The sequence below is a fragment of the Candidatus Binatia bacterium genome, assembly GCA_029248525.1.
Classification (GTDB): domain Bacteria; phylum Desulfobacterota; class Binatia; order UBA12015; family UBA12015; genus UBA12015.
On sequence record JAQWJE010000052.1, the window covers coordinates 53,941 to 66,207 of the forward strand.

The window sequence follows — 12,267 nt, forward strand, 5'->3', positions numbered from 1 at the left end:
GCAACCGGATACCTCATGGAAACCAACGAAGCCAAACCGACAGTGCTGATTGTCGATGACGAAAAGGCGAGCACCGAGCTCCTGCGCATTGGTCTCGCGCACCTCTATCCAGTTCTTACGGCGAATTCCGGCGAAGCTGCGTTGGAAGTACTGGCGGCCCACCCCGAGGTCGCCGTGGCGATTATCGACCAGCGGATGCCCGGGATGTCGGGGTCCGAGTTGATTGCGCGCACCGCTGAACTCTATCCGGACCTCGTCCGGATTATTCTGACCGGGTACACCGATATCCAGAGCTTGATCGATGCGATCAATGCGGGAAGCGTCTACCGCTACTTGACCAAGCCGTGGAATGCCGGAGAACTTCGGGGGGTAGTCGACGCCGCGATGCAGTTGCACCTCATACGCGCGGAGAATCAACAACTTCAGGCGAAGCTGGAAGCCAGCAACGTTGTGCTGCGCGAGCAGAACGTCGAGTGGAAACGTGAGGCCCAGGGGCGCTCGCGCATGGGGGATATTCTGGGTTCGAGCCCGGCTCTGCAGCAGACGCTCGAGTTTGTGGAGAAGGTGGTTCGGACAGAGGATAGTGTTCTGGTGCAGGGACCTACCGGAACCGGCAAGGAATTGATGGCGCGCGCGATCCATTATAACGGCCCGCGAAGCGACGGTCCTTTTGTCCCCGAGAATTGCGGAGCACTTTCCCCGGAACTTCTTGCGAGCGAGCTTTTTGGTCATTGCAAAGGCGCCTTCACGGGAGCCAACGCGGACCGCAAGGGACTGTTCCAGACGGCGGATGGCGGGACGCTCTTCCTCGATGAAATCGGGGAATGCCCGCCGGAGCTGCAGGTGAAGCTGTTGCGGGCTCTGGACCAACGGGAGATCCGGCGGATTGGCGACGATGTGACCATTCCCGTCGATGTCCGAATTATTGCCGCCACCCATCGCGATCTCGAGGCGGAGGTTGCCAAAGGCAATTTCCGCGAGGATTTGTACTATCGCCTCGCTGTATTCACCGTTCCGGTTCCTTCGCTGCAGGAGCGTCAGGAGGATATTCCGATGCTGGCTGAACATTTTCTTGAGGTCGCGGCCGCAGAACGTGGTCGTTCCATCCCCGGATTTGGGGCGGACGCTCTGGCCGCCCTGCAAGGCTACGCGTTTCCCGGTAATATCCGCGAGCTTCAAAATGAGGTTCGACGGGCAGTGGCTCTCGTCGAGGATGGATGTTTTATCACGCACGATCTTCTCTCCCCCCGATTGCAATCTTCGGGCCTGCAACCCTCAGCAGCCGCAGCCGAGGGCTCACCGACAAGTCTGAAGGCGTCTCTCGAGCAATATGAGCGCCAGGTTCTGGAAGAAGCGCTTCGGGCGAACGGTGGAAATCAGACAAAAACAGCCGATTCTCTTGGCGTTTCCAGACGCACTCTGGTGGAGCGGATCGCGCGCTATCACCTGCGCTGAGGCGAACGCGCCCTTGCTGTCTGCTCCGCGGATGGCTGGCTGATTCGCGCAGAACTTCGCTCGATCGGGGGAACGTCTGCGCAGATCCTCGCTCGGTCCTCCCTTTCCGGGTTGTTTTTGCGGGGTTTTTTTCTGGCATGGGAACTGCAACTCTCTCTGAGCCTGCGGTTCCGAAAATTCCCTCGCCATCGGAGGTCTCATGACCCAATTTCTTGCCCGAAACCTGATTCGACCAACCAAAATCTGCGTTTTTCCGACAGCCGAGCGTCCTAGCCACTGCGCGCGGCGCTGTTTTACGCCTCGGTGCTTGCACCATAATGCCGTATTGACCGCCGGGCCTCGGGCTGATGATCTGGAGATCGCAGAAAGGAACGCTCCTTTTCCGCGCCTCTCCCGATGCTGATTCGATCCCAAATACGAATGCTGGTCCTGACCAGCCTCTTTTTCTGGATGAGTGGTGTCGTCCCGGCGAGTGCGTCATGCGACCTCTTCCCCGGGGTCGAGCGGACGTATTCCTCGGCGCTGGGGTCCGCCAATCGGCCGTGGGCGGCTCCCGGAGAATCCATCGAAGTGCGCCATCGGGCTTGCGACACTGAGGGGGCGCCTCCGGCCCTCGAGGGTCGGGATAATTTGGTGACCGTCGCCTTTCTCGATCCGGAACTGACCGGAGCGTCACTGGTGATCGTGTCCGATCAATGCGACGCCGCTCTCGAAGATCGCGTATCTCGATGTCAGGCGGCCAAGGGCGTGGATGAGGCCGTTTGCGTCGAAGTCCCCGGGGGGGCTCTGGAGAACCTGGGCGGTGGCGAGTTTCGCTTTCCGTTCCCGGATACCGCCGAAATTACCGGAGGCGCAGGCTGGGCCGGTCCGGCACGGATTGCCGTAACCGACCGTAGCGCGGATTTGCCATGCAAGCTGGCTCGCTTGTCCTGCGACCGGATGGAGGGAACCTCGATCTGCGTTGACCAGTTTTTCGAGGATGACGGTGCTTGCGATGCATCCACCGCCGCGACGACGTTCAATCATTTCACAGCACTGCCCCGTCCGAATTCGTTCAGTGCGGGTTGTTTCCAGAGCGAGGAAATTTGTGAGGCCAGTGAGCCCGTCCTGCGGCTGGCCGCCGACCCCCAGGGCAACCTCTTTCTCCCGGTCGATTGGTCGGGTGTTCTAGCCGAACAAGACGATTTTCCGGTTCCCCGGATTGTCCGCGCGGCAATTCATTCACCGATTCCATTCTCGATCCCGGATGAGATTTTTGTCGGTTCCTTCACCGCGGATGGCGGACGCTTGCCGCCTATTTTCACGCCGCTCTTTGATGCCTCCGGTTTGGATCCGACCGACAAGGTTGTCTTTTTTGGTTCCGCGGACGCGCCCTATACAATCTTGAGATTTGCGCGTCGCTTCGGTTCATGCCGGGGTGGTTCCGATGAGGAGCGCCTTTGCGAAATGGATATCGATTGCCCGGGGCGTGGCGCCATTTGTGAATTGGCCTGCTTGCAAGACTCCTCGGAGCTCTGTTCGCGCGATAGCGATTGTGGCGCCGCTGGCCCGTGCGGCGCGTTATTCGATCCTGCCGCACTGAGAGAGGGGCTGGCGGGTCTGGAGATGCCCAGGCACCCGCTCGCGATTCCCATGCCTCCTTCCGGCGTCTGCCAGTTTGCTCAGGATCAGAAGTGTCGCACGGATGCGGAGTGCACCGCTCTCGGAAACCCGGCGGACCTCTGTGTGCACTGGGCGTTGGAGGCTGGCGACGCGGTGCCGCTCGACGGAATTTTGGAAACTGAGGAGCTATGGGCATTTACCTTCGAGGAGTGGCTCGACGAGGTGGACCGAAACGGGGATGGCGATAATGCTGATACCGTCGTCACCATTCGCTCACGTTCGACCGGGGTTCTACATGATCTGGGATTACACCCGGCTTGTCCGGGACCATCGGGCGGAGGTCGTGCGACGCTGCGCTTGATGCGTGGGGGCTTTGATTTCCCCGCGGTCGTTGTCGAGGGGCATCAGATGGCTTTTCTGGAACCTGAGTCCGGTTATGGCGTCGGTTGCGATATGGATTTGGTGCCAGACGGAGACAGGGACGGGGTGCTTGTCTCGGTAGCGCAGTTGGGAACAGAAGAAGTGTTTTTATCGCGCTGGGCAGCTGCCGATTTGAATATGGAGATTGACGGCAACGCCTTGGCGCTCTCGCCGATCGAGGGCATGGGGCAGGCGATTGCCTTTGCTCGTTTCGATGAGACCGAGGCGAGCAGCGACCTTTATCCGGACGGGGTACTGGGCGATGTGGTTCTCGGCCTCGTGGATGAGCTCGGCAATACGAAGATCTTCTGCCCGGCAGGTCAGGTCGCGACCGCCAATGGTGCCGCCGTTTTCCTCCGTCCCGAAGATGGTGCGAGTGCCGGAACGCCCGACTGTATGGCCGGGCCGCTCAACGGCGATGGGGATACTGCCGATACGATTGTGCAGTTGTTGCGCCGCGATCCGGGCGATCTTTCCTGGCGGGTCAGGAATCTGGAGTTGGCGGCGACTGCAGTGGATTTGTCCAGCTCCTGGATCGCCGCGCTAGCCGACGAATCCGGCCAGTTCGGTGTGGGCAATGCGGACGGGGACTCGCTTGATCAGGTCGTCCATATCCGCTCTCTGGCCGAGCCGTTACAGGCGCAGCCCTGGATCAACCTCGGCTATGCGGCTGATCGTTTGCATCTTGATGATGATATCCTCGTCTTTCGTGTCCCGGAGGCAGACCACGGAGCAGACTTGAACGAGAATGAGGAATCCGAGTCACTGCTCTTTGTAGCTGTGGCGGGGGCGGGCGATCCGCTCATGCTCGAGCCAGCTGTTGATTTTGTTCTCGGCGAAGAGGAGACGCTTTGTCCGGGGACGGACGATCCTGTGCGATTGCTCGCATATACGACACCGACACAGGAATGGTCGCCGGGCGCCGTCGCGCTCCGTGTATTTAATGCGGCACACGTCGGGGGGCAGTTTCCTGCGGTGGTACCCGCCGTGACGGGGGAGTCCGTCTACGTCTGTGATTCGGATGCATGCCATCCCGACAAGCCATTCCACGTGGAGGGGCATGAGGTTCGGTTTCTGACCGACGAGGCCATCCAGCAGGAGGATCTCGACGGTGATGGCTCCATGGATGATCTGGTCCTGCAAATTTATGATTTTTGTGCCGATCGCCCTCGCACGGTGGGTGCAATCGACCTTGCGGCTCTGGATGTAAGAAACCCTCTGTCTGAACCGAATTCTCTGGTTTCCGGTGAAGTGCTGGTGCAGCGGACCGGGCGATGCATGCAGCCCGCCCCGAGTTGTTTGATCGGCGACCCGCAGTGCTGCCCCCGAGGTTCTTCCTTGAGCCGCGTGGATCAGGAGATGGCCTGTATTTATGCCTCTCCCAGCAACTGCTCGGTCGACGCCGATTGCGGGATTGTGGCCAACGCGACCGTGTCCTGTATTACCCGTGCGGTAACGGTAGCTGTTTCGGCGGAGGATACCGACGGAGATGGTGTGATCGATGCGGTCGATAGCTGTGACGAGAATGCGCTGCTGGGCAGCTGCATCGATGGTGCACAATGCCGCAAGGCTGCCGAAGCGCTGCGTGCCCCTCCGGGAGAGGCGACCCTGCGCGATGCGCTTGGCACGCACACCGTGCTCGTGAGCTCGATAGACGCCGCTTGTCGGACCGCCGGGCTCGCCGGAGCCTCCGTAAACGACCCAGCGGCGATGGCGACTCGTTGGCGGATTCGCGAGTCCGGTTTCGACAAGGTGCGGGGCGTCCGGATCAAGGATCGGTTCGGGGTGCATGAACTGACGATCCGTCGACCCTCGCGGCTTTTGCGAAGTGCCCAGAATGCGAAATCGAAGCACACACTCAGCTCGAACGATCATCTCTGCTACCGGGTCCGCGAGAACAAGCCTGAAGCCCGCGTCCGCAGTCTGACACTCGAGGGCGTTGGAGGGGAACGGGCTGCCTATCAGGTCCGTCGCCTCCGCCAGATATGTCTCCCGGCCACTTTCGATACACAGGGCAAGGTGCCTTCGTCCGCGGCATGGGCCTGCTACCAGACGAAGACGCCCAAGGGACGCGCCAACCGGCCCTGGAGTACCGATTCCGAGGAAGTTGTGGATGGCTTCGGATCCCATGATCTTCGTCTGGGCGCCGATCGGGAGATCTGCGTTCGCGCCCGAGTGAGCCAGGCGACTCTGGCACGAGGCGCTGCGGCACCGGAGGTCTCGATTGGCCCGGCAGGCAACTCTCCGGGTGCCTTGGCATCCGGCACCGCCGCGCCCTGAACCGCGGCTCGCCACGTCGTTGCCGGTTTGCGCAAACGACTGCGCAAATGACTGCGCAAACGACCGCCCAACCTGGCGATGCTCTGCGCAACTTCATCGATCGGGCCCGGCCATCTCCCTAAAAAGCTTTTAAATCCGGTCTCCTTCGTTTTGGCACGGCACCTGCAATGTCTGCTTGGCGTAACTCAAATACGACACGAATTGTCGTCAATCGCCCTCGCGGCAGAAGGAGCATTCCATGAAATCCCTCAACCAAATCATCGCAGGACTTACCCTCGGCGCTCTGGCCATTCTGGGCAACGCATTGGTGGCAGACGCCAAATTGCTTGATGACCATTTGGCTTGTTTCAAGATCAAGGATTCCGGCAAGGCGAAGGTGGCCCTTGATATGATCGCCAATGAAGCTCAGATCCAGTACTCGATTCATGGTTGCAAGATGAAGGCGAAGGCCGACAAATTTTGCGTACCTGCAACCAAGATCGTGACCTACGGGGATCATAAGCCTATCGGTGGTCAGCGCTTGGAGAACGACTTCCTCTGCTACAAGCTCCGTTGCGAGCCGCAGGATCTCCCGCAAAAGCAGGTCGTGATCGATCAGTTCGGGCGCCGCAAGGTTGGCGGGTTCCGACCGGTCGAGATCTGCACCCCGGCCTGGAAGCTGAATCTCGACGGCTCGGACATCATCCCGGTCAATCCCTAGCCGTTGGGGAGGCAGTCTGGGCGGAGATCGCCAGGGTGTGTGGGAAAGGCCCCGGTGCGAGAAGAACTCGCACCGGGGCTTTTCTGCGTCAAAGCTCTACGGGCAGCGTGATTTCAAAGGATCGGTCCATGGGGAGTTCGAGATAGCCGACGGCGGGGAAGGAATTCTTGACGAGAGCCGCGAAGATACGCATCCTCCACCGAGCCATGCCGCCGCGCCCGAAGGCCGCAATGCGGAAGGCGTTCTGAAAATAAAAGACCGTATCGACATCAATCTTCAGATCTCGTGCGGAACCCGCGGTCAGGGCGCGTTGCGGGTCGGGTTGCTCCATGAATCCAAAAAGCGCGACCACGCGCGTAAAGCCCTGCGTCATCTCCGTGACGGTCACCCGCTCTTCGTCATCGACGCGCGATGTGTCGATCGGAAGCAGAGAGAGGAGAATCACCCTCTCGTGGAGGGCCTGATTGGCGCGCAGGTTCCGGAGAAGAGTTACGGGAACCCCCCGAGTTTCGCCGGTGAGATAAATCGCTGTTCCGGGCGTCCGAAGAATCTCCTGATCCTGAATCCGGGCAAAGAAGGACTCGGTATCTTCGTTGCGCTGGTCCAGTGAGCGCAGCAGCAGAAAGAGGCCGCGCCGCCAGGTCATCATGAGCAGGAGTCCCAACAAGGCGAGGACCAGCGGCAGCCAGCCTCCTGTGGGAATCTTGGTCAGGTTCGCTGTCAGGAACGTCAGGTCGATGCAGAGAAATACGGCGGTCAGCGCCAGGGTCCCGATGAGGTTCCAGCGCCATCGTTGTCGGGCGACCTGAAAAAAGAGAATCGAAGTGATCAACATGGTGCCACTCACGGCAACGCCATAGGCGTCGGCCAGAGATGCCGAGTTCCGGAAGCCGAGTACGATCAGGATGCTGAGGACCATCAGGGAGCGGTTCAAGCCCGGGAGGTAGACCTGTCCTTGCTGAGAACCGGAGGTATGCACTATCTGCATCCGGGGGAGAAAGCCCAACTGGATCGCTTGCTTGGTCACGGAGAAGGCACCTGTGATCAGAGCTTGTGACGCGATAATCGTGGCAACGGTAGCCATTCCGATCAGTGGGTAAAGGCCCCAGGAAGGAGCCATTTCAAAAAAGGGCTGGTTGGTCATATGCCCGGTCGCGAGCAGGTGCGCTCCCTGCCCGAAGTAGTTCAGCAGGAGTGCGGGCAGGACCATCCCGTACCAGGCCATGCGAATCGACTTGACGCCGAAATGACCCATGTCGGCGTAGAGTGCTTCGCATCCGGTCACGGTGAGAACGACGGCACCCAGAATGGGGAAAGCATCGGAACCCTGACCAAGGATGAACCGGATTGCATATACTGGATTGAGAGCGGCGAGGACTCCGGGCTGGGCTTGCAAGGCCGAGACGCCGAGAACTCCGAGCAGCAGGAACCAGACAAACATGGTGGGTCCGAAAACCGAGGAGATCCGCTGCGTACCGAATCGTTGAACTGCGAAGAGGCCGATCAGAATCGATACGGTCAGGGGAAGGACGTAGGGCTCGAACCTCGGGGTGATGACCTGCAGTCCCTCGACGGCAGCCAGAACGGAAATCGCAGGCGTAATCACGCCGTCTCCGTAGAGCAGGGCGGCTCCAAACAAACCGATCACCACGGACAGGCGACCGACGCCGTGGAAGGATTCGCGGTGGGCAAGTTTTGTCCCCAGCGCCAGAAGCGCGAGAATGCCGCCCTCGCCTCGATTGTCGGCCCGCAGGATAAAAACGAGATATTTCAGACTGACAACAAGCAGGAGCGCCCAGGTGATCAAGGAAAGAATGCCCAGGACGTCCGCTTCGACGATCGGCTGCCCTGCTTCCTGACGAAAGCATTGCCGGAAAGCGTAGAGGGGCGAAGTGCCAATGTCCCCGAAGACAACCCCGAGCGTTGCCACTGTGAGCAAGGCGAGGGTGGGGTTTTCCCGAGTTTTCGCTTTTTCGCTATCCATCTCCTGCGTGGCCTGCGTGGTCTAGACTTCCCCGGCCGGCGGAGTTTGCGCGTCGAACCACCGCACGGTGTTCACGGTCCTCATGCACTTCCTAGAGCAGGCTCGGGCGTTCGCGTCCAGTGCCCGAAGGGCTGTCGTCCTCCGGAGAGGGGGACTAGTCGGTTGCTTGGGCGACGTCGACCATATGCGCTTCGTCGCTTCGACCCTGAGCACGCAGCAGATTCGCCAGCTCCCGATGAGCCGGAATAAAGGCCGGATCGAGCGAGATCGCGCGTCGTATCAGCGATTCAGCCCGATCATTATCGCCCCCGAGCATCCAGGGAAGCTGCCCCAGCATGGCGCCGTGGGCGACCAGAGCATCCACGTACGTGGGCTGCAGGGCGAGTGCTTTTTGTACCGCGCGATGGGCGCGGTGCACGAGAAATACCGAGCGAAGGTGGTTTTTGCTGGTTTCCAATTTGCGCCCGAGAGAGCAGAAAAGCGCGAATTGCGATCGCGGATCCTCGGGAAATCTCGCGATGGCTTTCTCCGCGGCAGCCACCGCTGACTCGATGCGCGAGGCCCGCTCCTCCGGAGGCGTCGAGTCGATGGACTCGCAAATGCGGATGGCGCGAATCGCGTCGGGGGGACCTCCCGGTGTTGCGGAGTAGAAAATGTTTTCGGCGTGGGCGGGTGAGGGGAAAACTCCCGGACTCAAGGCCAGGAAGAAGAGGGGGAAACAGGTTGCGGCGAGACGCTTTATTTTCATGGGACGCTCCGTTCGGTGACGTCCTGAAGATGCAACCCTGATGCCAGCGCGGGGCCTTCCCGCGATTCGCCAGCGAACCCGGGTGATTCTCGGAAAATCAGCGTTTTCCCGCAGGGCGGCTCAAGCGGGTCCGGGCCCCAAGCTCGTGCATTTATGCGATACCGGGGCGATTCCGCATGATTTCGGAAGCCTTTGGGCCTCAGGGCGACTGGTCGGTTTTTTTTCGAAAAAGTCCCAAAATACAGGTACTTCGGCCGGGTTCGAGGGTCTGGATAAATTGCCCCCGACAAAGACGATGGATGCTCGTGTCATATGTGAACCCGCGGTTGAAGCCCAGGCCGACGCAGGCGGCCGGCAGCTGATTGGTCCACTCCTCACCGCCATAGAGTCGGAAGACGATTTCGCGATTGCCTATCGCTCGCGTGCTATGGATCTGCGCGAGCAGGAGGCATTCGCGAGTATCGGGTGGCAAGGTTTCCCTGGCTGCGGGTCGGGCTCCAGCGCATCCCAGCAGCACCATCGATGCGAGCAGAAGACCGCCGCAGACTTGTTTATGGAAGTTCTTCGTCATGAATCTTTCATCCCGATTTCATTCTGGCTCATTTTGGCCTTGAAATGTAGCGTCGTGTCCCGCAGATTCGACTACGAGATGGCGGAAAACGGAACAGTGTTGCGCGGACCCTGGCGAAAATCGTCAGTGGACCCGGCCTTGCAGCGTCCGACCTTGGCGGAGGGAGATGCGCCGGTGCGGGTCCTCCTGGGCTTCCTGACCAAGGAGTGCGCGCTCGCACTCGGCCACAGCCCCGATGCGGGAGAGTTGGCGGATTGGGCCAACCATCAGCGCGACCAGCGAGGCGTGTACTGTTTGTTCGGGCGGAAAATCAGTCGCGCGGACGCAACGGTCATTCTCAAACATCCCAAGCGCGAGGTCACAGTCAGACGGGCAAGGTTTCGCCAGCGACACCCGGGGATCCTGGGCAGCGTTTGACCCGAGGCGTTTCAATCTACATCATCGAATAAAGGACGGCATCGGATTCCCCGAGGATGGATCAGGGTCTCCGCATGTCCTAAGGGCCGGGTCGCAGACTCCGGCAATAGGGGGGGAGTTCCATGGACGAGATTTCACCGATTTTACAGGCAATATTCCGGTGGGCACACATTATCGCAGGGATCACTTGGATCGGTCTTCTGTATTTCTTCAACTGGGTCAACGCTCCTTTGCAGGCGCAGCTGAGCGCTGAAACCAAGAAAGCCGTCAATCCGGAGCTTCTGCCGCGAGCCTTGTTTTGGTTCCGCTGGGGCGCCGCCTGGACATGGGCAACAGGAGTTCTCCTGCTGCTTTTGGTGTATTACCACGGTGGCATCGTGACCGAATCCGGGGAGTTCTCGACCGGCGCAATTGCCATGGTCGCTGTGACGTTCCTTGCGGTTTTCGTCTACGACCAGCTCGTCGGTTTGGCCGCACTCAAGGATATGAGGACCCTGTTTTTTGTGGGACTCATTCTCGTGGCGGGCCTGACCTATTTGTTCAGCAGTGTCGGCGGTTTCGGCTACCGGTCGATGAATATTCATCTGGGAGCCGCCTTTGGTACCGCGATGGCGTTTAACGTCTGGTTCCGAATCTGGCCTGCGCAGCAGAAAATTATTACCTGCGTCAAGGAAGGCACGGCACCCGATGGCGATCTGGTGGCTCTCGCCGGCACGCGGTCCAAGCATAATACCTATATGTCGATCCCGTTGGTCTGGACCATGATCGGCAGCCATTCGGTTGTGCCTTGGGCGTCTTTCCCGACAAGCCAGTTGAGCTTCCTCGGATTAACGCTGATGGTCGCCATTGGTTGGTGGTTCTGCTCGATGTTCTACCGACAAAGCGCCAAGGTGAAGGGTTTCTAGACTTTTCCCTCAGCAACGAGTCATGGGCCCGTTTCACTATGTGAAACGGGCCCTTTTTTTATGGCCTCGCAATGACCTCTTGCGTCATATTAGGGTCTATAACCCCTCAAGTAAGTATAAACCCCTACCGATACCCCAAGCGTATCCTGATTGGCCGGCATGGCCGCCCAGCGGGATGCAAATGGCCAAAGGCCGGAGGTAGGGACGATGAGGGTTTTATTGGGGCTTTTGGCCATTTTCATGATGTTTTCCGCTGTTTCGGTGGAGGCGAAGGTCTGTGGTGGTGAGGTCGAATGTGGTTGTGGCGACGTATTGGTGGGCGAATCGACTCTTGGAGGAGATTTGCTCAGTTGCCCGGGTGACGGCCTTCGGCTCCGGCGAACGGCGGTTCTGGATTGTGATGGCCATGCTCTGACGGGCAAGGGGCGCGGGAGCGGCCTCGTTCTCGACCGAACCACCGGCGCGGAGGTTCGCAATTGCCTGATCTCGGGTTTCCGTAATGGTTTTCGTATCCGCGGGGGCTCGGGAAATCGCATTGAAGATAATGAGATTCTGGATAACTCTCGCTACGGCATCGATCTTTCCCAGCAGACGACCGGAAACTGGATCGAAGGTAATCTGATCTCGGCCAGCGGTGACGAAGGCATCCATATCGGCAGCGGAGCGGATCTGAACTTTGTCCTCTTCAACGATATCGAGGACAGCGGCGCCGAGAATATCTATCTCCTCGATGTCCAGCATATTTTCCTGATTGCGAACAACCTTTCCGGAAGCGGTTCGGCTTCGATCTATATGAAGCATGCCCAAAAAAGCCTGATCGTTCTCAATTCCATCGAGGATCGCGTCGTCCAGGTTCGCGGCGCATCGCATGAAAATGCGTTCGTGCTGAACCATCTGACGGGAGCCGGTTATAATTTCGAGGCTTATGAGGAAAATCAGAACCGATCGCGGGCGGCACGAGGATGGACGGCTCCCACAGCTAACCGGGTCATCGGAGGGTCAATCGACGCGACGGGCACTTGTGTTCGTTTCTCGGGTGCCTCCGGCAACCGGGTCGAGGGCGTCGCAGCGACCAATTGCAACCTCTCACGCTCGGCCTCGCGGGGCGATCTCACGGCTGGTGATAATTTCCTCGAGTTCCTCTGATTGCAGGGGATTCCCGGGGATTCCCGGGCCCTCGGAGCG

9 protein-coding genes are annotated in these 12,267 nt (G+C 59.6%); 6 read left to right on the forward strand and 3 right to left on the reverse strand.

What is annotated here, in order from left to right:
- Nucleotides 1–15: 15 nt before the first annotated feature.
- The 3 genes from P8K07_17140 (at nucleotide 16) to P8K07_17150 (ending at nucleotide 6,457) form a co-directional block, all read left to right on the forward strand.
- Entirely contained in the window at nucleotides 16–1,455 is a 1,440-nt protein-coding gene (locus tag P8K07_17140) for a sigma-54 dependent transcriptional regulator (GenBank protein ID MDG1960248.1), read from the forward strand.
- A gap of 396 nt (nucleotides 1,456–1,851) precedes the next feature.
- Nucleotides 1,852–5,757: a hypothetical protein gene (locus P8K07_17145; protein ID MDG1960249.1), complete on the forward strand. Its 3,906-nt coding sequence runs from the start codon at nucleotides 1,852–1,854 to the stop codon at nucleotides 5,755–5,757.
- Between the two features lie 238 nt (nucleotides 5,758–5,995).
- The gene (locus tag P8K07_17150) at nucleotides 5,996–6,457 is read left to right on the forward strand and encodes a hypothetical protein (protein MDG1960250.1); all 462 of its coding nucleotides are present in this window, start codon (nucleotides 5,996–5,998) and stop codon (nucleotides 6,455–6,457) included.
- A gap of 88 nt (nucleotides 6,458–6,545) precedes the next feature.
- Here the strand turns inward: P8K07_17150 and P8K07_17155 are convergent, their stop codons facing one another.
- From P8K07_17155 to P8K07_17165, 3 genes are all read right to left on the reverse strand, one after another.
- On the reverse strand, nucleotides 6,546–8,441 hold the full coding sequence (locus tag P8K07_17155) for a KUP/HAK/KT family potassium transporter (protein MDG1960251.1): 1,896 nt from the start codon (nucleotides 8,439–8,441) through the stop codon (nucleotides 6,546–6,548).
- Nucleotides 8,442–8,595: 154 nt separating this feature from the next.
- Entirely contained in the window at nucleotides 8,596–9,189 is a 594-nt protein-coding gene (locus P8K07_17160) for a hypothetical protein (GenBank protein ID MDG1960252.1), read from the reverse strand.
- A gap of 199 nt (nucleotides 9,190–9,388) precedes the next feature.
- Complete coding sequence (locus P8K07_17165) at nucleotides 9,389–9,760, reverse strand: hypothetical protein (protein MDG1960253.1); 372 nt, start codon at nucleotides 9,758–9,760, stop codon at nucleotides 9,389–9,391.
- Between the two features lie 54 nt (nucleotides 9,761–9,814).
- Here P8K07_17165 and P8K07_17170 point away from each other — a divergent pair, with 54 nt between their 5' ends.
- From P8K07_17170 to P8K07_17180, 3 genes are all read left to right on the forward strand, one after another.
- Nucleotides 9,815–10,177 carry a hypothetical protein gene (locus P8K07_17170; GenBank protein MDG1960254.1) on the forward strand — a complete coding sequence of 121 codons (363 nt, stop codon included), beginning with the start codon at nucleotides 9,815–9,817 and terminating at the stop codon, nucleotides 10,175–10,177.
- A 122-nt stretch (nucleotides 10,178–10,299) separates the two neighbouring features.
- Entirely contained in the window at nucleotides 10,300–11,082 is a 783-nt protein-coding gene (locus tag P8K07_17175) for a urate hydroxylase PuuD (GenBank protein ID MDG1960255.1), read from the forward strand.
- Nucleotides 11,083–11,289: 207 nt separating this feature from the next.
- Entirely contained in the window at nucleotides 11,290–12,228 is a 939-nt protein-coding gene (locus P8K07_17180; GenBank protein MDG1960256.1) for a right-handed parallel beta-helix repeat-containing protein, read from the forward strand.
- Nucleotides 12,229–12,267: the final 39 nt, after the last annotated feature.